This is a genomic window from Ruegeria sp. K7 (assembly GCF_056531785.1).
The window spans coordinates 134,891-155,706 of sequence record NZ_JBQFMJ010000002.1; the positions used below are offsets into that span (position 1 = coordinate 134,891).

Annotated in this window: 20 protein-coding genes; 9 read left to right on the plus strand and 11 right to left on the minus strand. The window is 58.3% G+C overall.

Annotated elements, in window-relative coordinates:
- Positions 1 to 186: 186 nt before the first annotated feature.
- From fdhF to ACR0FE_RS05340, 3 genes are all read right to left on the minus strand, one after another.
- Complete coding sequence (gene fdhF, locus ACR0FE_RS05330) at positions 187 to 2,970, minus strand: formate dehydrogenase subunit alpha (protein WP_480911545.1); 2,784 nt, start codon at positions 2,968 to 2,970, stop codon at positions 187 to 189.
- 13 nt (positions 2,971 to 2,983) lie between these two features.
- A complete protein-coding gene (locus ACR0FE_RS05335) occupies positions 2,984 to 4,687 on the minus strand; it encodes an NAD(P)H-dependent oxidoreductase subunit E (RefSeq protein WP_480911547.1) in 1,704 nt (567 codons plus the stop codon).
- A gap of 85 nt (positions 4,688 to 4,772) precedes the next feature.
- Entirely contained in the window at positions 4,773 to 5,654 is an 882-nt protein-coding gene (locus ACR0FE_RS05340; RefSeq protein WP_480911549.1) for a LysR family transcriptional regulator, read from the minus strand.
- Between the two features lie 155 nt (positions 5,655 to 5,809).
- On the opposite strand from ACR0FE_RS05340, the gene ACR0FE_RS05345 reads away from it, so the two are divergent.
- Positions 5,810 to 6,166, plus strand: a complete 357-nt coding sequence (locus ACR0FE_RS05345) for a YybH family protein (protein WP_321251398.1) — start codon at positions 5,810 to 5,812, stop codon at positions 6,164 to 6,166.
- A gap of 23 nt (positions 6,167 to 6,189) precedes the next feature.
- Here ACR0FE_RS05345 and ychF read toward each other — a convergent pair whose 3' ends face one another.
- The gene (gene ychF, locus ACR0FE_RS05350; protein WP_321251396.1) at positions 6,190 to 7,287 is read right to left on the minus strand and encodes a redox-regulated ATPase YchF; all 1,098 of its coding nucleotides are present in this window, start codon (positions 7,285 to 7,287) and stop codon (positions 6,190 to 6,192) included.
- A gap of 198 nt (positions 7,288 to 7,485) precedes the next feature.
- On the opposite strand from ychF, the gene ACR0FE_RS05355 reads away from it, so the two are divergent.
- The 7 genes from ACR0FE_RS05355 (at position 7,486) to ACR0FE_RS05385 (ending at position 13,507) form a co-directional block, all read left to right on the plus strand.
- Positions 7,486 to 7,971, plus strand: a complete 486-nt coding sequence (locus tag ACR0FE_RS05355) for an acyloxyacyl hydrolase (protein ID WP_480911552.1) — start codon at positions 7,486 to 7,488, stop codon at positions 7,969 to 7,971.
- Positions 7,972 to 8,049: 78 nt separating this feature from the next.
- Positions 8,050 to 8,841, plus strand: coding sequence for a tryptophan synthase subunit alpha (gene trpA / locus ACR0FE_RS05360; RefSeq protein WP_170678260.1), 792 nt, complete (start codon positions 8,050 to 8,052; stop codon positions 8,839 to 8,841).
- Between the two features lie 138 nt (positions 8,842 to 8,979).
- Entirely contained in the window at positions 8,980 to 10,146 is a 1,167-nt protein-coding gene (locus ACR0FE_RS05365) for an alpha-hydroxy acid oxidase (RefSeq protein WP_480911554.1), read from the plus strand.
- 248 nt (positions 10,147 to 10,394) lie between these two features.
- On the plus strand, positions 10,395 to 11,045 hold the full coding sequence (locus tag ACR0FE_RS05370; RefSeq protein ID WP_480812634.1) for a 50S ribosomal protein L25/general stress protein Ctc: 651 nt from the start codon (positions 10,395 to 10,397) through the stop codon (positions 11,043 to 11,045).
- 151 nt (positions 11,046 to 11,196) lie between these two features.
- The gene (gene pth / locus ACR0FE_RS05375; protein WP_480911556.1) at positions 11,197 to 11,880 is read left to right on the plus strand and encodes an aminoacyl-tRNA hydrolase; all 684 of its coding nucleotides are present in this window, start codon (positions 11,197 to 11,199) and stop codon (positions 11,878 to 11,880) included.
- A gap of 79 nt (positions 11,881 to 11,959) precedes the next feature.
- Complete coding sequence (locus ACR0FE_RS05380) at positions 11,960 to 13,123, plus strand: serine hydrolase domain-containing protein (RefSeq protein WP_480911558.1); 1,164 nt, start codon at positions 11,960 to 11,962, stop codon at positions 13,121 to 13,123.
- Positions 13,124 to 13,132: 9 nt separating this feature from the next.
- Positions 13,133 to 13,507, plus strand: coding sequence for a DUF2237 family protein (locus ACR0FE_RS05385; RefSeq protein ID WP_480911559.1), 375 nt, complete (start codon positions 13,133 to 13,135; stop codon positions 13,505 to 13,507).
- An 87-nt stretch (positions 13,508 to 13,594) separates the two neighbouring features.
- Here the strand turns inward: ACR0FE_RS05385 and ACR0FE_RS05390 are convergent, their stop codons facing one another.
- Positions 13,595 to 15,250 carry an Ig-like domain-containing protein gene (locus ACR0FE_RS05390; RefSeq protein WP_480911561.1) on the minus strand — a complete coding sequence of 552 codons (1,656 nt, stop codon included), beginning with the start codon at positions 15,248 to 15,250 and terminating at the stop codon, positions 13,595 to 13,597.
- Between the two features lie 104 nt (positions 15,251 to 15,354).
- Here ACR0FE_RS05390 and ACR0FE_RS05395 point away from each other — a divergent pair, with 104 nt between their 5' ends.
- Positions 15,355 to 15,699: a hypothetical protein gene (locus tag ACR0FE_RS05395; protein ID WP_480911563.1), complete on the plus strand. Its 345-nt coding sequence runs from the start codon at positions 15,355 to 15,357 to the stop codon at positions 15,697 to 15,699.
- Between the two features lie 57 nt (positions 15,700 to 15,756).
- Here the strand turns inward: ACR0FE_RS05395 and trpB are convergent, their stop codons facing one another.
- The 6 genes from trpB to rpsA form a co-directional block, all read right to left on the minus strand.
- The gene (gene trpB / locus ACR0FE_RS05400; RefSeq protein WP_170613418.1) at positions 15,757 to 17,004 is read right to left on the minus strand and encodes a tryptophan synthase subunit beta; all 1,248 of its coding nucleotides are present in this window, start codon (positions 17,002 to 17,004) and stop codon (positions 15,757 to 15,759) included.
- Between the two features lie 67 nt (positions 17,005 to 17,071).
- Entirely contained in the window at positions 17,072 to 17,407 is a 336-nt protein-coding gene (locus ACR0FE_RS05405) for a hypothetical protein (protein ID WP_170613420.1), read from the minus strand.
- Between the two features lie 47 nt (positions 17,408 to 17,454).
- Positions 17,455 to 18,099 (minus strand): phosphoribosylanthranilate isomerase, encoded by a 645-nt coding sequence (locus ACR0FE_RS05410; RefSeq protein ID WP_170613421.1) that lies wholly within the window; start codon positions 18,097 to 18,099, stop codon positions 17,455 to 17,457.
- A 5-nt stretch (positions 18,100 to 18,104) separates the two neighbouring features.
- Positions 18,105 to 18,455 carry a lipopolysaccharide assembly protein LapA domain-containing protein gene (locus ACR0FE_RS05415; RefSeq protein ID WP_480911900.1) on the minus strand — a complete coding sequence of 117 codons (351 nt, stop codon included), beginning with the start codon at positions 18,453 to 18,455 and terminating at the stop codon, positions 18,105 to 18,107.
- 7 nt (positions 18,456 to 18,462) lie between these two features.
- Positions 18,463 to 18,747, minus strand: a complete 285-nt coding sequence (gene ihfB, locus ACR0FE_RS05420) for an integration host factor subunit beta (RefSeq protein ID WP_037310872.1) — start codon at positions 18,745 to 18,747, stop codon at positions 18,463 to 18,465.
- A gap of 272 nt (positions 18,748 to 19,019) precedes the next feature.
- On the minus strand, positions 19,020 to 20,696 hold the full coding sequence (rpsA, locus tag ACR0FE_RS05425; protein ID WP_170613425.1) for a 30S ribosomal protein S1: 1,677 nt from the start codon (positions 20,694 to 20,696) through the stop codon (positions 19,020 to 19,022).
- Positions 20,697 to 20,816: the final 120 nt, after the last annotated feature.

A 20,816-nucleotide genomic window follows, 5' to 3' on the forward strand; every position in this document is an offset into this window, starting at 1 on the left:
GTGTGTAAGTTTGTTTTGTCCTGTGCCAAAGCGCTTTTTTTCGCCTTGCTCCTTGGCGACTGCGGCGCGTTGAGGCGCAACTGACGCTGCACAGTTTTGGACAGGCATGACCGGCACAGGATGGTGTGAAACGCGAAAGGGCGGCTCTGATCAGAACCGCCCTTGAATTTTTGTCGTGCGCGGCGCCTACTCCGCTGCGATGGCATCCCCAATCTTTTCAACGCGAATGGCCGAGAATTTGAACTCGGGGATTTTCCCATAGGGGTCGATGGCCGAGTTGGTCAGAATGTTCGCCGCCGCCTCAACATAGGCAAACGGAATGAAGACCATGTCTTCGGCGATCGCCCGATCGGCTCGAACCATGATGTCAATCGTCCCGCGCCGGGTGGTCAGCCGGATCATCTCACCCGGCTCGATCCCCATCAGCTTGAGCGTGCGGGGATTCATCGAACAGTTCGCTTCCGGCTCAACAGCGTCAAGAACATTCGACCGACGAGTCATCGACCCGGTGTGCCAGTGTTCCAACTGACGGCCGGTGGTGGCGATCATCGGGTACTCGTCATCCGGCGCTTCATCCGGCGGGATGACGCTGGCCGGGGTAAACCGGGCCCGGCCATCCGCGCGCGGGAATCCGTCACCGAATACAATCGCCTGCCCCGGATCGGTCTCGCTGAGCGACGGGTAGGTGATGGTTTCGGTCTCAAGCCTCTCCCACGTGATGTTGTCAAGCGACGCCATGGTCAGCTTCATCTCATTAAACACCTGAGACACGTCCGTGTAGTCCCAGTTCAGCCCGATCCGCTGCGCCAGATCAACGGTGATCCTCCAGTCCTCGCGCGCCTCACCCGGAGGGGTCACAGCCGGCCGCACCCGCTGCACCTGACGGTTGGTGTTCGACACCGTGCCGTTCTTTTCATACAGCGCCGAGGCGGGCAGGATGATGTCAGCATAGTTCGCCGTTTCGGTCAGGAAGATGTCCTGCACGATCATCAGGTCCAGCTTGGCCAGCGCGTCACGCGCGTGATTCACATCCGGGTCGGACATGGCCGGGTTTTCGCCCAGAATATACATGCCCTTGATGTTGCGCGCATAAATCTGGTCGATGATCTCGGTCACGGTCAGGCCCTTCTCGTTCGAGAAGTCGTCCGAGTTCCAGACCTCGTTGAACTTGGCGCGAATGCCATCGTCCGTCACGGTCTGGTAATCCGGCAGGAACATCGGGATCAGGCCCGCATCGGATGCACCCTGCACGTTGTTCTGACCACGCAGCGGGTGCAGACCCGCGCCGGGTTTACCGACGTTGCCGGTCATCAGAGCCAACGAGATCAGGCAACGCGAGTTGTCGGTGCCGTGGATGTGCTGGCTGACGCCCATGCCCCAGAAAATCAGTCCAGCCTTGGCTTGCGCAAAGGTGCGCGCGACACGGCGCAGCTGATCCGGTTCGATGCCGCAGATCGGCGACATCGCCTCGGGCGTGAACTGGCGCAGATGCTCTTTCTCGGCTTCCCAGTTCTCGGTCCAGCGGTGGATGTACTGGCTGTCATACAGCTCTTCCTCGACGATCACGTTCATGATCGCGTTCAGCATCGAGACATCAGCACCCGGACGGAACTGCAGCATTTCGTCGGCGAACTTGCGCATGCCGACGCCGCGCGGGTCCATCACGATCAGCTTGCCGCCACGCTTGGCGAACTGCTTGAAGTAGGTTGCCGCAACCGGATGGTTTTCGATCGGGTTCGAACCAATGATGATCGCCACATCCGCGTTTTCGATCTCGTTGAAGGTCGCGGTCACTGCCCCGGAACCGACGTTCTCAATCAGAGCAGCAACTGACGACGCGTGACACAGACGTGTGCAGTGGTCGACGTTGTTGTGCTTGAAACCCTGACGGATGAACTTCTGGAACAGATAGGCTTCTTCGTTGGTGCACTTGGCCGAACCAAAGCCTGCAACGCTGCGCGGGTCTTCGTCGCGAAGCGCCTTCAACTTGGTGGCGGCAAGATCCATCGCCTCTTCCCAAGTCGCTTCGCGGAAGTGGGTCGACAGGTTGCCCGGATCGACGTTCAGCCCCTTCTCAGGTGCATCTTCGCGCCGGATCAGCGGCTTGGTCAGGCGGTGCGGGTGGTGGATATAGTCAAAGCCAAAGCGACCTTTGACGCACAGGCGGCCTTCGTTGGCGGGGCCGTTGATGCCCTCGACATACTTGACCTTACCGTCCTTGACCTTCAGCGAAACCTTGCAGCCCACGCCGCAGAACGGGCAGACGCTTTCGGTTTCGCTATCGAAGTCCTTACTGTCGCCGTGCTGGTGATCGTCCAGCACGGTCGCGGGCATCAGCGCCCCGGTTGGGCAGGCCTGAACGCATTCGCCACACGCCACACAGGTCGACGCGCCCATCGGATCGTTCTGGTCGAACACGACCTGCGCCGTATGGCCACGACCGGCCATGCCGATCACGTCATTGACCTGCACTTCACGGCATGCACGGACGCAGAGATTGCAATTGATACAGGCGTCCAGGTTGACGCGCATCGCAACGTGGCTGTCGTCCAGCAGCGGGATTTTGTCGGCCTCTTTTGCCGGGAAACGGCTGTCGCTGACATCGTTCAGCTTGGCCATATCCCAGAAGTGGCTCGATTTATCGTGCGCTTCCTCGGGCTGGTCGGCAACCAGCAGTTCCATGACCATGGCGCGTGATTTCTCGGCGCGGTCACTGTCGGTCTTGACGACCATTCCCTCGGCTGCAGGACGGATGCACGAGGCGACCAGAGTGCGCTCGCCTTCCACCTCGACCATACAGGCGCGGCAGTTGCCGTCGGGGCGATAGCCCGGCTGTGGCTTGTGGCACAGGTGCGGGATAGTGAATCCCTGCCCCTTGGCGGCTTCCCAGATGGTCCAGCCCTCGGGGACGGTAACGTCTTCGCCGTTCAGGTTGAAGGTGACGGTCTTGGTTGGGCTTGCATCAAGCATGGCTCTGTCTCCCTCAGATTTCGTCAGCGAAATGTTTCATGACCAGGCGGATCGGGTTCGGGGCCGCCTGCCCCAAACCGCAGATCGAGGCATCGCCCATGACCTGGCACAGGTCCTCCAGTAGATCCTGATCCCACTTGTCGGCCTGCATCAGCTTCACCGCCTTTTCGCAGCCCGCCCGGCAGGGCGTGCACTGACCACAGCTTTCATCCTCGAAGAACCGCAGCATGTTCAGCGCCGCATCGCGGGCCGTGTCCTGATCGGACAGAACCACCACAGCGGCAGACCCGATGAAGGTGCCCAACGGCTGCAGGGTGTCAAAGTCGAGCGGGACGTCGTCGATACTGGAGGGGAGAAGACCTGACGACGGCCCGCCCGGTTGATACGCCTTGAACGCATGACCTTCGGCCATGCCGCCGGCGGCATCAATCACGTCAAGAATGGTCGAACCCGCAGGCAGCAGGTAAACACCGGGGTTGGTTACTCGGCCCGAGACAGAGTAGCTCCGCAAGCCCTTGCGACCATTCTTTTCAACTGAATTCAGAATCTGCGGCCCCTCACGGCAGATTTTCGAGACCCAATACAGCGTCTCGACATTGTGCACCAAGGTCGGACGGTTGAAGACCCCTACCTGCGCCACAAATGGAGGACGGTGACGCGGCAGGCCCTTTTTGCCTTCGATCGACTCGATCATCGCGGATTCTTCACCGCAGATGTATGCGCCAGCACCGCGACGCAGGTCGATGTAACCTTTTTCGACGATCCCGGCCTGTTCCAGCGCGGCAATCTCACGGGCCAGGATTTCCAGTACCGCCGGATACTCGTCGCGCATGTAGATGAAGCAGGTCTCGGCCTCGACCGCCCAGGCGGCAATCAGCATGCCCTCAAGGAAGACATGCGGCGTGCGTTCCAGATAGTAGCGGTCTTTGAACGTGCCAGGCTCGCCCTCGTCCCCGTTCACGGCCAGATAGCGTGTGCCCTCGTTCATTCGAACAAAGCCCCACTTTTTGCCGGATGGGAAGCCAGCACCACCCAGGCCGCGCAAGCCCGAGGACAGGATGTCTTCCTGCACTTTCTCCCAGTCACCACCGTCGCGCAGCTCTTTCAGCTTGGCGTAGCCGCCGTTTGCCTCATAAGCAGCGAAGGCTACGTAGTCGGGCAGATGGGCGTGAGTGTCGCCCGCAGCAATCGCAGCCTGCACCTTTTCGGGGGTCGCATGGTCGATATGGTTGTGACCGATTTCGAGCACCGGCGCGGTATCACAACGGCCCATGCACGGCGCGCGCACCACACGCACCTCTGCCGGGTCCAGACCGTCTTCCAGCGCCTTCTGCAGCTGCTGGGCACCGGCCATTTCACAGGACAGGGAATCACAGACACGGATCGTCAGCGCAGGCGGAGGGGTCTCGCCTTCTTTCACAACATCGAAATGGGCGTAGAAGGTCGCCGTCTCATAAATCTCGGCCTGTCCGATCCGCATCTCGACCGCCAGCGCGGCAATGTGATCGGCGCTGATATGGCCGTGTTCGTCCTGAATCAAATGCAGAAATTCGATCAGCAGGTCGCGGCGGCGCGGGCGGTCGCCCAGCAGGCGATGAATCTCCGCCTGCGCCTCATCCGTGAACTGACGGCCTTTGGGCGTGTGCCGCCCTTTGCCTTTACCTGACTTCCAGACGCCCTTGGGTGCGCCTGATGGCTTGGTGTCTAATGGTGCCATGATGCCCTCCGATTGAGGCTCCGTGTCTCATCAGAATAGCATATCGTCAAATCGCCAAATTCAATCGCACGATAACGACAGTTTATCACCGTAAAGACGTCACCACGGCACGCAAAGCCTCGACCGTTGGCAATTCCGGGTCACGACTGAGGGTCGCCAGACAAATCGGTTTGCTGACAACGGGATCGACCAAGGGCAGCACTTTGGTTCCCTTCAGATCACCCAACGCCCGGACCAGAACGCGAGGAACAACCGTAGCTGCCAGCCCCTCGCGCGCTATCACCATCGATGCGGTAAAGCCACTGGTTTCGGCGACGACGTGGGGATGCAGGCCCTGTTCGGCGAAAATCCGGTCTAGAATACGTCGGTTCTGCATCTGCGGCTCCAGAAGGCTGATCGGAAATTCAGCCACCCGAGCCCACGGAATAGGGCCGGTTTCCTCGGTCATGTGGGACGGGACCAGCAGCACATAGGTTTCTTCATACAGCGGCTGAACCTGCCGCAAGTCAGTGCCGATACTGTCGCCATAGGTGATGCCCGCATCCAGACTGCCTTCGTCCAGCCGGTGCTGAATGGCCGAGGCCGACATGGTTTCGATCCGCGACAAAATGCGTGGATGAGCTTGCTGGAGGCGTTTGATGAGGCGTCCGGTAAAGGCAATCGCGGTGGGGATCACGCCCAGAATCAACGTCCCCGTAATCTCACCCCGCGCGGCCAGCACCTGCTGTTCCAGCGCCTTTGCGTCATCGAGGATACGCCGCGCGCGGCGGACGATCATCTCGCCCTCTTCGGTCAGGCCCTGAAATCGGTTGGCCCGGCGGACAATTGAAACGCCCAGCCGATCTTCGAGATTGCGGATGCGCATGGAAAACGCGGGTTGAGAAATCCCACATTCCTCGGCCGCCTTGGCGAAATGGCGTTGCCGCGCCAAGGCGCTGAGGAGTTGAAGGTCGCGGATTTCGATCATGTTTTAGCATTCCAACGTCGGGCAAAATGACACTCTAACCGCATTTTTCCAAAGGAAAAGCGCCGTCTCTGCCTGCGACCCGGCAATACAGAGTTCTTGCCTCGCTTGGTCAACTAACTCTAATGAAACGAGCGTACGAACGCACGGAGCGCATAATGACGGCAAAGGACGTTTTTCAAGAATTGTATGACGGATACGTCGATAGGTATCGATCAAATGATGCCGCCGGATGCGCGTCGTACTTTGCAGAAAACGCAGAGTTGTTTTCACCCTATGGCCCTGCAGCGATCGGGCGACAAGCCATAGAAGATATCCATTCGGAGTGGGTTGAGGAAGGCGGCGAAGACAAAGTCATCGAAATTGTGCACGCTGATATCAATGACAATGTCGGTTGGTGCCTCGCTCGTTACAGCGAAGGTACGACCGGCCAGGGTACCTCTTTGAATATCCTATATAAGCAGGCTGACGGCAGGTGGCTGATCACCCAGTGCAGCTTAAACGAAGCGCTCTGAAAACTTGCCGCAGCCTGATTGATTTACGTGTTGAACAAGAAGTGCATCACATCGCCGTCCTTGACGATGTAGCCCTTGCCCTCGGCCCGCATCTTGCCTGCTTCTTTCGCACCCTGTTCGCCATTGGCAGCGATGTAGTCGTCATAGGCGATGGTCTCGGCACGGATGAAGCCTTTTTCGAAATCCCCATGGATCACGCCAGCGGCCTGCGGCGCGGCGGTGCCGGTGCGGATGGTCCAGGCGCGGGCCTCTTTCGGGCCGACGGTGAAATAGGTTTCCAGTTTCAGCAGGTCGTAACCTGCTCGGATCAGACGATCGAGACCGGGTTCTTCCAGGCCCATTTCCTCAAGGAACATCTGGGCTTCGTCCGCTTCCAGCAGGCTGATCTCTTCTTCGATCTTGGCGCTGATGATAACGTGAGCATTACCCTGAGCAGCGGCCATTTCGGCCACCTTCGCCGAGTACTCATTACCTTCGGCAGCTTCTTCTTCGGACACGTTGCAAACATAGAGCACCGGCTTGGTGGTCAGCAGTTGCAGCATCTTCCAGGCCTTGGCATCTTCGTCTGACACTTCAACCAGACGCGCGGGCTTGCCGCTTTCCAGCATCGCTTGCGCTTGGGCCAGCAAGCGGTCCTGTTGCTGTGCCTCTTTGTCACTGCCTTTCAGCTTGCGCACCAGATTGGCGCGGCGCTTTTCGATGCTTTCCAGATCGGCCAGCATCAGCTCGGTCTCAATCGTGTCCGCATCAGCTACCGGATCGACACGGCCATCCACATGGGTCACATCTCCGTCTTCGAAACAGCGCAGCACATGGGCAATGGCGTCGGTTTCCCGAATGTTGGCCAGAAACTGGTTTCCAAGCCCCTCGCCTTTCGAGGCACCTTTAACCAGACCGGCGATATCAACGAACGTCATCCGCGTGGGAATGATCTGTTTCGAGCTTGCAATCGCCGCCAGCTTGTCCAGCCGATCATCGGGCACGGCCACATCACCCACGTTGGGTTCGATCGTGCAGAACGGGAAATTCGCAGCCTGTGCAGCCGCGGTTTTGGTCAGCGCGTTGAAGAGGGTCGACTTACCCACATTCGGCAAACCCACGATTCCCATTTTAAAGCCCATGACGGTCTCCTGATGCCATTCGAGGGGTGCTTCTATGCAGGTCCGGGTCAATGCGCAAGCCAGAGCGAAAGATGGCGGCCTGGTCCAAAATGCAACATCACGAAATCGTTCGACATCCGTGATCTTGCCCGCATTGAATCCTGCGCTCTAAGCTCACCATGTAAGACGTTGCAAACAACCAGATAGTGATCAACAATTATGAAGAGTTTTGTTGCAGCCCTTGTGCTGATAATGGCCGCTCCGGCAGCGTACGCTCAAACCATCATCTTTGGCGCTGGGTATTCGGATTTCTCCGACAGCGACGCAGACGATGAAGCCGCTTTCTCGCTCGAGTACCAGCACCGCCCCTTTTACGAAGCCACCCGCGTGTCCGCGACTTGGGGCAGCGCCCTGACGGTGGATACGGCTGGTGATGTTCATATCGGGATCGGGTTGATCGGGTTCTACACCTTCGCTGACCGATGGTTCGTTGAAGGCAGCGTCATGCCAGGGTACTTTTCCGAAGGCGACTCATTGAACGATCTGGGCGGAGAGTTCCAGATCCGCAGCCTTGTTGGCCTTGGATATACGTTGAACAATGGCAACAAACTGTCATTCGCGATTGCCCACAAATCCAACGCCAGCACCCATGACGACAACCCGGGTGTCAACTCGGCCCTGGTCAGATATCATTACGCGTTCTGAACCATTCAGCCTTGGCGGGATTGATTTCCGGGCAAAGTTTCTGCACATCAGGTTCAAACCTGAATGCAAGGACAGAAGATGACCCGTATCGACGCCAAGTTCGCCGCCCTCAAGGCCGAAGGCAGGAAGGCCTTTGTTTCCTACGTCATGGCCGGGGATCCCGATTTCGACACCTCGCTTGAGATCGTGAAAGGTCTGCCGGGCGCCGGTGTCGACGTGATCGAACTGGGCCTGCCCTTCACGGACCCGATGGCTGATGGCCCTACGATTCAGGCTGCAGGCCAGCGCGCGCTGGACGGGGGAATGACCCTGCAGCGCACACTGGACCTGGCGCGGGCTTTCCGGGAAACGGATGATACGACCCCGATTGTCCTGATGGGATATTACAACCCGATCTACAGCCGAGGTGTCGACGACTTTCTGGCCGAGGCTAAATCCGCCGGGATCGATGGCCTGATCGTTGTGGACCTGCCCCCGGAAGAGGATGCCGAACTGTGCCTGCCCGCGCAGGCCGCCGGCCTGAACTTTATCCGGCTTGCAACGCCCACAACTGACGACAAGCGCCTGCCCCGCGTCCTTCAGAATACATCGGGCTTTGTGTATTACGTCTCGATCACCGGCATCACCGGCGCTGCCGAGGCGCAGGCCACCAATGTCGGCCCGGAGGTAGCTCGGATCAAGTCGGAGACCGATCTGCCGGTTATCGTGGGCTTTGGCATAAATACACCCGAAAAGTCGAAGGCAATCGCAAGCATAGCTGATGGCGCCGTGGTCGGTTCAGCCATTGTCAGCCAGATTGCCGAGGGAAAGCCGGTCGGCCAGATCCTGAGCTTCGTCCGGTCACTGGCGGACGGTGCACATTCAGCCTGATCTGCCGACAAAACTCGTCTCATGCGTCAACCGCAGCCCGCCTTTGCGAGCTGCGGTTTTTTTGTTGCCAGAGATACGTTGCAGAGCGCAGGAGAAATTGGTAAAGAAAATTAACCAAAACTACCGAGACCCGGAATCATGCCAGTCATTACAACGATTGAAGACCTCAGGCGCATCTATGAACGCCGCGTGCCACGGATGTTCTACGACTACGCTGAAAGCGGCAGCTGGACCGAGCAGACCTTTCGCGAAAACTCCTCGGATTTCGAGGACATCCGCCTGCGCCAACGGGTTGCAGTAGACATGTCCGGGCGTTCGACCGCGTCACAGATGGTCGGGCAGGACGTAACGATGCCGGTCGCGCTGGCGCCAGTGGGGCTGACCGGCATGCAACACGCAGATGGCGAGATAAAAGCGGCCAAGGCAGCGGAAGATTTCGGCGTACCCTTCACCCTTTCGACAATGTCAATCAATTCCATCGAAGATGTGGCCGAGAACACGGGCAAGCCGTTCTGGTTCCAGCTTTATACGATGAAGGATCAGGACTACATCAATCGCCTGATCCAGCGGGCCAAGGACGCCAAATGCTCGGCATTGGTGATCACACTCGACCTGCAAATCCTCGGCCAGCGGCACAAGGACCTCAAGAACGGGTTGTCCGCCCCGCCGAAATTGACGGCCAAAACAATCGCCAACCTGATGACGAAATGGGCCTGGGGAATCGAGATGCTAGGTGCCAGCCGACGCGAGTTCGGCAATATCGTCGGACATGCGCATGGCGTTTCTGACGCATCCTCGCTGGGGGCCTGGACTGCCGAACAATTCGACCCAAGCCTTGATTGGGGCAAGGTCGAAAAGCTGATGGAGCAATGGGGCGGTAAGGTTATCCTGAAAGGTATTCTGGATGCCGAAGATGCGAAGATGGCCGCAAAGCTGGGGGCGGATGCCATTGTGGTCTCGAACCACGGCGGTCGCCAACTGGATGGTGCGCTCAGTTCCATCCGAATGCTGCCGCAGATCATGGACGCCGTTGGCGGAGACGTTGAGGTACATCTGGACAGTGGCATCCGTTCGGGTCAGGACGTTCTGAAGGCACTGGCGCTGGGGGCCAAGGGTACATATATCGGCCGCGCCTTTGTCTATGGCCTTGGGGCGATGGGTCAGAAAGGCGTAACCACGGCGCTGGACGTCATCCACAAAGAACTGGACACCACCATGGCGCTGTGCGGCGAACGCAATGTTGGCGATCTGGGGCGCCACAATCTGCTGGTTCCAGAAGACTTCGGTGGTCGCTGGCAGAACTGAGAGGGCCGCTGTTGTCAGGGGCTCTGCCCCCGCCGCCCTACGGGCGTCTCCCCCGGGATATTTTTAGCCAGATGAAGACCGGATCCGTTTTTCATCTGGCCCCAAATATCCCGGAGCGCGAGGCAGAGCCTCGCAAAATGACAACCCGTCAAAAACCCCTTTCCAAACCCAATGAATCAAGCTAAGGACGCGGCTTCACGCGGGCATACAGCCTTGGAGGATGCCCGCCCTAACATTGGAGAATTATCATGGCTGGAGAGATTCCTGATCTCGTAGCTCTGGAACGGACGGGGACAGGCAAGGGCGCCGCTCGTCAGGCACGCCGCGACGGCATGGTTCCGGGCATTGTTTTTGGTGGCGACAAAGAGCCGCTGCCGATCCAGATCCCGTTCAACGTTCTGTTCAAGCGCCTGAAAGCAGGTCGGTTCAAGTCGACCCTGTGGAACCTGAAGGTTGAAGGCCACGAAGACGTCCGCGTCATCTGCCGCGACGTTCAGCGGGATGTCGTCAAAGACCTGCCGACCCACCTGGACCTGATGCGCCTGCGCCGGACCACCAAGATCGCGCTGTTCATCCCGGTTGAGTTCATCAACGAAGAAGAAGCGCCCGGCATCAAGAAGGGCGGCGTTCTGACCGTTGTTCGTCCGGAAGTCGAACTGATGTGCACCGCCGGTGACATTCCTGAAAAGATCACCGTCGATCTGACCGGTCTGAACATCAACGACGTTGTGACGATTTCGTCGGTTGACCTGCCGGCCGGCACCAAGCCGACCATCGACCGTGACTTCGTGATCGCGAACATTTCGGCTCCGACCGGTCTGACGTCCAGCGACGATGAAGACGGCGAAGAGGGCGAAGTTGCAGCCGACGAAGTCGAAGTAATCGGCGCTGAAGAATAATTTCGGAACCTTTTGGTTCTGGATATGAAACGGGGTTCTTTCAGAGCCCCGTTTTTCTTTTGGCCGGGCGGGACTGGAAAGGCGGTGGCGAACCGTGCGATGAACCTGATACGTATTCAGGTATTGGCCCGCGACATGTAAGGACGAAATGATGAAGCTGTTTGTCGGCCTGGGGAATCCCGGTTCAAAATACTCTGGAAACCGTCACAACATCGGCTTCATGGCACTGGACCGCATCGCCGAGGATCACGGGTTTGGTCCCTGGCGTTCAAAGTTTCAGGCCGAGGTCTGCGAAGGTCGTCTCGGCACGGACAAAATTCTGCTGCTGAAACCGCAAACCTTCATGAACCGATCCGGCCAGTCCGTTGGTGAAGCGATGCGGTTTTACAAGCTCGAGTCGGTTGACGTGACCGTCTTTCATGATGAACTGGACCTGCCCCCCGGAAAGGTGCGGGTCAAGGCCGGCGGTGGTCACGCGGGGCATAACGGGCTGCGATCCATCCACGAACACATCAGTCCTGCCTATGACCGGGTACGGCTAGGGATTGGCCATCCGGGGCGCAAGGAAATGGTCTCGGCCTATGTGCTAAGCGATTTTGCCAAGGCTGACGCCAACTGGCTGGAAGACGTCCTGCGGGGCGTTTCGGACGGGGCCCAATATCTTGCCGAAGGGGAAAGCGGGAAATTCATGAATGCCGTCGCTTTGCGGACGGTGCCTGCGCGGTCGTCAAAAACACCGGAAAGGCCCACACCAAAAGCTGCGACCGACCCTGAGCCTATTCCGGCCCCGGATGACCGGTCACCGATGCAAAAGCTGTTGGACAAGTTTCGGTAAATCACCTGCTGCCGCAACGTTCGGATTGCGAAAGGTCCCGGACCTCTTTTCTATTGTGTTGATCAGGTGGAGGGGACGAATGAGAACTGTATTCAGATGGCTGTTGCGCATTGTTCTGGCGCTGGTTTTGGCGGCCGTCGTCGTTGGCCTGTGGAAACGGGAAGAGATCGAGCGGCTTCTGGCGGTCAATTCCCTGTTCTCGGAAGAGCGGATCGTTCACAATTTCTCGCACATGAGCGACGCCTTTCTGACGGTCGATCTGCCGCGCGGGAGCGGCCCGACATGGGAACTGCCTTATGGACCGGGCTTTGATCTGCCTGAGGGAACCGATCAATGGATCGGGGAGCGCGCTGTGACATCCCTGCTGGTGATGCAGAAAGGCCAGATCCGGTTCGAAGAATACTATCTGGACACCGGCCCGGACGATCGGCGGATATCGTGGTCCGTCGCCAAAAGCTATCTGTCCGCCCTGTTCGGCCTTCTGTTGGCCGAGGGGGCAATCGACTCGCTGGACGATCCTGTGGTGAAATATGCGCCCAAACTGGCCGGCAGCGCTTATGACGGCGCCACGATCCGCAATGTCCTGAACATGGCCAGCGGCGTGACATTTGACGAGGACTATCTGGATTACAACTCGGACATCAATCGGATGGGCCGTGCCGTGGCGCTGGGCGGGGAGTTGGACGACTTCGCCGCGTCCCTGAAGGACAGCTTTGCCGCGCCGGGTGACACCTGGCAATATGTATCAATCGACACGCATGTGATCGGTATGGTCATTCGCGGCGCGACCGGGCGCAGTGTTACCGAGCTGTTGACCGAAAGGATCATTCAGCCTTTGGGGCTGGAACGCGATGGGTACTACATCACGGATGGGGCCGGTGTCGCGTTTGTTCTTGGCGGGTTGAACTTTACAACACGCGACTTTGCCCGGTTCGGACAGATGATACTGCAAGACGGTTCCCGAAGCGGCGAGCAGATTGTTCCCGCCGACTGGATTACCGAGTCGACATGGCCAAGTGCCCCAACCGAAACCGGCAAGATCGGCTATGGATATCAATGGTGGATCCCCAAAAACGCGCATGAGGGCGAATTTCTGGCGCGCGGCGTCTATGGGCAATACATCTATTTCGATCGGCCGCGGGATGTCCTGATTGTCACCACCGGAGCCGATCGCAAATTCCGCGAACCCGGTGTCAGCGATCAGAATATAGAAATGTTCCGCAAGATCGCCCAAACCCTGTAGGATGCCTCTATGCAAAAACAGGACAGCATCAATGTGCTGGGGGGTGTCCTTGTCCCTTGTTCGCGTGATCCGCTGACCGGATTCTTCCGGGACGGGGCCTGCAATACCTGCCCCGAAGACCAGGGCAGCCATACGGTTTGTGCTGTTATGACAGCCGAATTCCTCGCCTATTCCAAATATGTCGGAAATGACCTGAGCACCCCACGCCCCGAATTCGATTTCGCGGGCCTCAAGCCCGGCGATAGCTGGTGTCTGTGTGCGGGTCGGTTCCTGCAGGCCCATGACGAGGGCTGCGCCCCGAGGGTTCATCTTGAGGCCACGCATCAGCGCGCATTGGACATTGTGCCGCTGGACATCCTTCAACAGCACAAAGCCGGGTCCTGACCCTTCGTCGGTCTTTAGAACCCGTTTCGGCTTATTTTTTAGAAAAAGAAGTCCCGGACGGATCCGGGACTTCAAGGATTCAATCGGTCAGAAGTTGATCTGCCACGTCAGATCGACGCTGTAGCTTTCAAATCCGCTTTCGCCGATGCCGTCGTAAAACACACCTGCCGCAAGCAGGCTGTTGTTCTGCAACCTGTAATCAAGACCCAGATCGACCCTGCCGCGTGTGGTGTCCCCGATCGGGGCGACGCCCGGCACGGTGCCGGTGCCTGATGTGCTGCTCCAGACGCCGGACAGACCGCCCGTCAGAATCATGCTGCCACGTGCGACGGAGATCGGGTGGCTGAAATCCATTCCCAACTGAACGGTCGTCAGGCTGAAATCCTGGGCCGAAATCGGATTGCCCAGACTGTCCGTATAGGCCTCGGCATCATCGCTGACATAGCTCAGATCCAGAAGCGGCATCAGGGTCAGCGCCCCGCGCTGGATTTCGCCTGTGACCCGCGACTGCACCAGCCAGCGGTCACTGTCGAATTTGTCCGAGTATGTGCCCAGAGGCGATACCTCATTGTCAGCTTTCCCGTAAAGCGCACGTCCTTCGAAATAGATCGGATGCTCGGGCAGTTTCGCCACGACATACGGACCAACAAACCACCCGGTGCCGTCAATCTCGGACGCGCCGTTTTCGGTTTCGGCATAGTCCAACTGCAGCATCGCACCGACCAACAGGTTCTGATTAACCTTATGGTGCGCCCCGAGAACCGCCAAAGCATAGCTGCTGTCAAAGTCGTCCTGCGAACTCCAGTTGCCTGTGACATTCAGCCAGATGGGCAAGGTCGGATCGCTGGCAAAGTTCAGAAACCCGGCGCCCTGAGATACGGACGCATCGAACGCTCCCGCGCCGGACTGTTGCAGAAACCGCGTCAGGTTGGGCTGGTTGGAAACCAGGCTGTTCGCGCGGGCATTCTGAAAGGCCTGAATCAAACGCTGCGTGTTTGTTGCGGCCTGCACGGTTGTAACAGTGTTCGACGCCAGATTAAGATTGCCTGCGGCGTCGGTGAAAACTCCGGCCGGAACCGAAAGCTCGATCGTACCATTGTTCTGCGGTGTCAGTGTGGCAACGTAATCGACACCCGAACCGGTCATGGTCGCGGTTGCGTTCACCACCAAAAGATCACTGGCAACAAAGTCGGTGCTGGGTTCGCTGAGGGTGATTGTCGCGGTAAAGGTGCCGTTTCCTGTCGCAGTCAGCGCCCCGACCGAAGCCGTGGGCTGGGTCGTATCCACCAGCGTCCGGGTGCTGATGATCTGCGTGTTCGTCACACCCGACAGGGCCAGTTCGTATCTGTAAAGCGGCCCACCCGGGGTTTCCTGAGCCGTGAAAATGATCCCCATGTAACCGTCGGCGGCATATGTGCTGTCTGCGCCGTCCTGGCTGAGAATGGTTGGGTTCAGCCAACCGAGGTTGGTCAATCCGGCCGGAGTGATGATCGGAGACGGCGTGATCCCGCCACCAAAGTAAATCGCACCGCCCGGTGCCTGGCCGCTGCCGCTGAGGGCGACAAATGCAGTCGTTGCGCCGGGGATGTTGGTAAATTGGACGGAACCGCCATTGGGTGACGCAATGGGTGTATTGAAGAAGGTAGCCCCACCAAAGGCCGCGCCTTCCTTGCTGCTGCCGAACAGAACGACTGAAACCAAACAGACGAGGCCAAGCAGCCTACTAAAAAAGGAGTTAACCATACCAACCTCCAACAAACCCGATAGGGGCATAACACAAGGATATGCGCCTTATGACATGCCATTCCGAACGCGCAACTGAGTTCTGACACCGTCCGGGGCACATTATGATTAGCAACCAGAAGTTGCGAAGTGCCAGTGAGTTTATTCAAATTCAAAACGCTGTACAGATTCACCACATCTCAATTATTTCGCGTGTATCGAATTTGCCAGATGCGCCGAATCTGGCGCTTGCGGCAGGGATTATCCCGGCGCCTATTTGGCAAATAATGCTGAGGGTTGGCGGAAAAATCCTGGTAAAACTCAGCAGCTTTCTAACCAGACCTTACAGGAGGGCTGTTTCGGCACTGCAAGCTAACCCGGCAAAAGCCAGACAATCCGCGCCAAAGCGCTTCATTTTCCGCAATTGCGAGACAGTGAAAGCAGTATGGCGACCGGGGCAGGTCCAATGATTCTCGGACCCACCGCCGTGCAACATCTGTCTGGCTTACGCTGACGAAATCAGAGGCTTAGATTGCCTCGCGGCCTTCGGTGTCGGACATGTCAAAGTTCAGGTATTTCGCAACCGTCTGAACATCCTTGTCGCCGCGTCCGCACATGTTCATGCAGATCAGGTGATCGTTAGGCAGTTCCGGGGCAATCTTCATCACATGGGCCAGTGCGTGGCTGGGTTCGAGTGCCGGGATGATGCCTTCGGTTGCGCAGCACAGCTGGAACGCTTCCAGCGCCTCTTTGTCCGTGATCGAGACATATTGCGCACGCCCTACCTCGTGCAGCCATGAATGTTCTGGCCCGATGCCTGGGTAGTCCAGACCAGCGGAAATGGAATAGCCTTCAAGAATCTGGCCGTCGTCATCCTGCAGCAGATAGGTTCGGTTGCCATGCAAAACGCCCGGACGACCACCGGTCAGAGAAGCGCAATGCTCCATCTTTTCGTTCACGCCTTTACCGCCCGCCTCGACGCCGATGATATTCACGGACTTGTCGTCGAGAAATGGGTAGAACAGGCCCATCGCGTTCGACCCACCACCGATGGCGGCGATGATCGTATCGGGCAGACGGCCTTCGGCCTTCATCATCTGTTCCTTGGCTTCCTTGCCGATGATCGACTGAAAATCGCGCACCATCGCCGGATACGGGTGCGGACCAGCAACCGTTCCAATGCAGTAGAACGTATCGCGCACGTTGGTCACCCAGTCGCGCAGCGCGTCGTTCATTGCATCTTTCAGTGTCCCGCGACCGGAAGTCACAGGGATCACCTCGGCCCCCAGCAGGCGCATGCGGAACACGTTCGGAGCCTGACGCTGCACGTCATGGGCCCCCATGTAGACCACGCACTTCAATCCGAACTTGGCGCAGACGGTGGCGGTGGCTACGCCGTGCTGCCCTGCCCCGGTTTCAGCGATGATCCGGGTCTTGCCCATGCGCCGCGCCAGAATGATCTGGCCCAGCACGTTGTTGATCTTATGCGCGCCGGTGTGGTTCAGCTCGTCACGCTTCAGGTAAATCTTTGCACCACCCAGATGTTCGGTCAGGCGTTCCGCGAAGTACAGCGGCGACGGGCGGCCAACATAGTTGGCCCACAGATCGTCCATCTCGGCCCAGAAGGTCGCATCGTCCTTGGCCTTCTCATATTCCTCTTCCAGCGACAGGATCAGGGGCATCAGCGTTTCGCTGACGAACCGTCCGCCGAAGATGCCGAAACGGCCCTGTTCGTCGGGCCCGGACATGAAGGAATTGAAAAGATCGTTGGCCATGGGTGTCTCCCTCGTCGTACCCGTTGTTCATAGGAGGTGGCGGCGGGATTTGCCATGGCAAAACGTATCATTCAGCCGCATGAACATGCTGAGACCAAACCCGCAGCGCCTGGTCTCTGCTTGGCACGGCAATACAGTTGAAATGATGGAACTCATGCACCTCCGCCAACCGGGAGGCCGCCTGCACAACGCGCCGATGCGGGCCGGACTGGGCGAATGTCAGCATGGCCTCGGCGTCGTGCCAGACGCTCAGCGAAAAATACAGGCCCTGATGTGGGAACAGTTCCACCCGCAGGCACAGCGGATCGTCACGGGCCTGCAAATAAGCCTGGCGCGCGCGCCAGAAGAACTCGGGCGCGTGATACCAGTTTTTCAGGGCAACTCCACCGATTGCGGCCAGCATCCATTCATACTCCTTGAAAGGAGATACGCGATGGCGGCCCGATCAGATCACCGGGTGGCTTCGATAAAGGCGTTGATCAGGCCCGAATCCTTGATCCCCGGAGCACTTTCAACACCTGAGGCGACATCTACCTGCCGTGCTCCCGTCATCCGAATGGCCTCGGCCACGTTTTCCGGGTTCAAACCGCCGGCCAGCATCCATGGCTTACGCCAGTATTTGCGCCCAGCCAGCAACCGCCAGTCAAACGCCAGCCCGTTACCGCCCGGCAAGACCGCGTTCTTGGGGGCTTTGGCATCAATCAGAAGCTGGTCCGCGACGTCGCTGTAGATATCGATTGCGGCCAGATCTTCGGCATCTGCCACACCGATGACCTTCATCACCGGCAAGCCGTAACGTTCCTTGACCTCGCGCACACGCTCAGCACTTTCGCTGCCGTGCAATTGCAACATATCGAAGGGCGCCGCCTGAGTGATACTGTCCAGCAGATCGTCCGAGGGGTTCACGACCAGGGCCACCTTGGCCACGCCAACCGGCACGTCAGCCATCAACGCAGCCGCCTGTTCGGGCGTGACATACCGGGGCGACTTGGGAAAGAAGTTGAATCCCAGGTATCGTGCACCAGCATCTACGGCCGCGCGCACCTGAGCCGGGGCGGTCAGGCCGCAGATTTTCACACTAATTTCAGTAGACATGCCGCTTAGCTGGCCTCGTCCAGCAGAGCCAGAACCTCATCCTGACCTTGATTCTGCTTTTTCTTGAGCTTCTTGACCTCACGCTCAAGTTTGCGCACTTCGCCTTTGCTGGCCGTCGCGTCGCGGCGGTGCTTGTGTTCGCGCAGCCACTCCCAAAGAAAGCCTATGACCAGCCCGGCAACCACGCCCCCAAGAACAACTAGGAACAGCGGCAACGAGGTGCTGAGGTTGAAGCCAACCAGCTCGGACAAGGCATCCGGCATAAGCTTGAGTTCAACCATTTCGCGATTGGCTAGCGAAATCGAGATCAGGGTGATCCCGAGGACCGCAAGAAAAGCATATCGAATGTAGCGCATCATAAGGTCAGGCTTTACCGTTCAAACGATCCCTTAGCAACTTGCCTGTCTTGAAAAACGGTACACATTTTTCCTCGACCTGCACGGTCTCACCGGTTCTGGGATTGCGTCCGACCCGCGCGTCCCGCTGTTTGACAGAAAAAGCGCCAAATCCGCGCAGTTCGACCCGGTCGCCACGGGCCATAGCATCGGTCACTTCCTCGAAAACGGTATTCACGATCCGTTCAACGTCACGCTGATAAAGATGCGGGTTCTCGTCGGCGATTTTCTGAATCAATTCTGAACGGATCATAGGCATTACCCTCCCAGGCGACCGGATTACCATGTCTATTGTTTTGGACAGTATAAGAAAAAACGCGGAACGGGGGAACGCAAACTCCGCGTGCCGAGGCATCATTTTGCCATATTCTCACGCAATTTTTTGCCTGCGGGCCTGATTCCGGGCTCGAAAGAACGCCTGTTGCCCAAGTTGGGCCTGGAAATCAGAACATATTGATTCGCAACAAAAACGGCCCCGCACTGACGTGCGGGGCCGAAATTCGACTGCTTCGAACAGCCTGAGGTTTAGTCGCCGGATTTCAGCGCTGCACCCAGGATATCGCCCAGCGATGCGCCCGAGTCGGAAGAACCGTACTGTTCCACGGCCTCTTTCTCTTCGGCGATCTCGCGTGCTTTGATCGACAGGCCCAGACGGCGAGTCTTGCTGTCGACGTTGGTGACGCGGACGTCGACCTTGTCACCGGTCGAGAAACGCTCGGGGCGCTGCTCGGCACGGTCACGCGACAGGTCCGAACGACGGATGAACGACTTCATGCCTTCATATTCGACCTCGATGCCGCCATCTTCGATCGCGGTGACTTCAACGGTGATGACCGAGCCACGCTTCACGCCGCCCACGGCTTCGGCGAACTTGTCACCGCCCAGGGCTTTGATCGACAGCGAGATACGCTCTTTTTCCACGTCAACTTCCGAAACGACGGCCGAAACCATGTCGCCTTTGCGGTAGTTCTGGATCGCATCCTCGCCACGCTCGTCCCAGGACAGGTCGCTGAGGTGAACCATGCCGTCGATGTCGCCTTCGAGGCCAATGAACAGACCGAATTCGGTGATGTTCTTGACTTCGCCTTCGACCTCGGTGCCCTCGGGGTGTGTTTCTGCAAACACTTCCCATGGGTTGCGCTGAGTCTGCTTCAGGCCCAGAGACACGCGACGCTTGGCGCCGTCGATTTCCAGAACCATGACGTCGACTTCCTGGCTGGTCGAAACGATCTTGCCGGGGTGGACGTTTTTCTTGGTCCAGGACATCTCGGACACGTGCACCAGACCTTCGACACCAGCTTCCAGCTCGACGAACGCGCCGTAGTCGGTGATGTTGGTGACGCGACCCTGATGGACCGAGCCCAGCGGGTACTTGGCAGCAACCAGATCCCACGGATCTTCCTGCAGCTGCTTCATGCCCAGGCTGATGCGGTGGGTCTCTTTGTTGATCTTGATAACCTGAACCTTGATGGTTTCGCCGATCGTCAGGATCTCGGACGGGTGGTTCACACGGCGCCATGCCATGTCGGTGACGTGCAGCAGACCGTCAACGCCGCCCAGGTCAACAAATGCACCGTATTCGGTGATGTTCTTGACGACACCCTCGACGGTCTGACCTTCGGACAGGTTGCCGATAACCTCGGCGCGCTGTTCGGCACGCGATTCTTCCAGGATAGCGCGGCGCGAAACAACGATGTTGCCACGGCGGCGGTCCATTTTCAGAATCTGGAACGGCTGCTTCAGACCCATCAGCGGGCCAGCGTCGCGCACGGGGCGGACGTCAACCTGCGAGCCGGGCAGGAACGCAACTGCGCCACCCAGATCGACGGTGAAGCCACCTTTGACGCGACCGAAGATTGCACCTTCGACGCGCTGGTCGTCTGCATATGCTTTTTCCAGACGGTCCCATGCCTCTTCACGGCGGGCCATCTCGCGCGAGATGACGGCTTCGCCACGGGCGTTTTCTGCGGCACGCAGGTATACTTCGACCTCGTCACCAACAGCGATTTCAGGAGCTTCGCCGGGATTTGCGAATTCTTTCAGATCAACGCGGCCTTCCATTTTGTAGCCGACGTCGATGATGGCCTGACCGGCTTCAATCGCCAGAATCTTGCCTTTGACAACAGAACCCTCTTCGGGTGTGTCCATTTCGAAGCTTTCATTAAGGAGGGCTTCGAATTCCTCCATGGATGCGTTAGCCATGTGGCGTTGTTTTCCTTTACATACGTTTTTACTGGCCGAGCGGTTGTCTCCGCCGGTCTTGTTTCATGACGTCTTCGGACGTGATCCGGGGCGCATCCGATTACACAAACACAAAGGGCC

Excerpts from the sequence above, each read along its gene's own strand:
- ACR0FE_RS05390 (WP_480911561.1), bottom strand. The coding sequence starts at position 15,250 with ATGGTTAACTCCTTTTTTAGTAGGCTGCTTGGCCTCGTCTGTTTGGTT.
- ihfB (WP_037310872.1), bottom strand. The coding sequence starts at position 18,747 with ATGATCCGTTCAGAATTGATTCAGAAAATCGCCGACGAGAACCCGCAT.
- ACR0FE_RS05405 (WP_170613420.1), bottom strand. The coding sequence starts at position 17,407 with ATGCTGGCCGCAATCGGTGGAGTTGCCCTGAAAAACTGGTATCACGCG.
- ACR0FE_RS05415 (WP_480911900.1), bottom strand. The coding sequence starts at position 18,455 with ATGCGCTACATTCGATATGCTTTTCTTGCGGTCCTCGGGATCACCCTG.
- ACR0FE_RS05395 (WP_480911563.1), top strand. The coding sequence starts at position 15,355 with ATGATTAGCAACCAGAAGTTGCGAAGTGCCAGTGAGTTTATTCAAATT.
- ACR0FE_RS05385 (WP_480911559.1), top strand. The coding sequence starts at position 13,133 with ATGCAAAAACAGGACAGCATCAATGTGCTGGGGGGTGTCCTTGTCCCT.
- ACR0FE_RS05365 (WP_480911554.1), top strand. The coding sequence starts at position 8,980 with ATGCCAGTCATTACAACGATTGAAGACCTCAGGCGCATCTATGAACGC.
- trpB (WP_170613418.1), bottom strand. The coding sequence starts at position 17,004 with ATGGCCAACGATCTTTTCAATTCCTTCATGTCCGGGCCCGACGAACAG.
- ACR0FE_RS05370 (WP_480812634.1), top strand. The coding sequence starts at position 10,395 with ATGGCTGGAGAGATTCCTGATCTCGTAGCTCTGGAACGGACGGGGACA.
- ACR0FE_RS05355 (WP_480911552.1), top strand. The coding sequence starts at position 7,486 with ATGAAGAGTTTTGTTGCAGCCCTTGTGCTGATAATGGCCGCTCCGGCA.
- ACR0FE_RS05335 (WP_480911547.1), bottom strand. The coding sequence starts at position 4,687 with ATGGCACCATTAGACACCAAGCCATCAGGCGCACCCAAGGGCGTCTGG.
- ACR0FE_RS05410 (WP_170613421.1), bottom strand. The coding sequence starts at position 18,099 with ATGTCTACTGAAATTAGTGTGAAAATCTGCGGCCTGACCGCCCCGGCT.
- ACR0FE_RS05380 (WP_480911558.1), top strand. The coding sequence starts at position 11,960 with ATGAGAACTGTATTCAGATGGCTGTTGCGCATTGTTCTGGCGCTGGTT.
- ACR0FE_RS05340 (WP_480911549.1), bottom strand. The coding sequence starts at position 5,654 with ATGATCGAAATCCGCGACCTTCAACTCCTCAGCGCCTTGGCGCGGCAA.
- ACR0FE_RS05345 (WP_321251398.1), top strand. The coding sequence starts at position 5,810 with ATGACGGCAAAGGACGTTTTTCAAGAATTGTATGACGGATACGTCGAT.
- trpA (WP_170678260.1), top strand. The coding sequence starts at position 8,050 with ATGACCCGTATCGACGCCAAGTTCGCCGCCCTCAAGGCCGAAGGCAGG.
- rpsA (WP_170613425.1), bottom strand. The coding sequence starts at position 20,696 with ATGGCTAACGCATCCATGGAGGAATTCGAAGCCCTCCTTAATGAAAGC.
- fdhF (WP_480911545.1), bottom strand. The coding sequence starts at position 2,970 with ATGCTTGATGCAAGCCCAACCAAGACCGTCACCTTCAACCTGAACGGC.
- pth (WP_480911556.1), top strand. The coding sequence starts at position 11,197 with ATGAAGCTGTTTGTCGGCCTGGGGAATCCCGGTTCAAAATACTCTGGA.
- ychF (WP_321251396.1), bottom strand. The coding sequence starts at position 7,287 with ATGGGCTTTAAAATGGGAATCGTGGGTTTGCCGAATGTGGGTAAGTCG.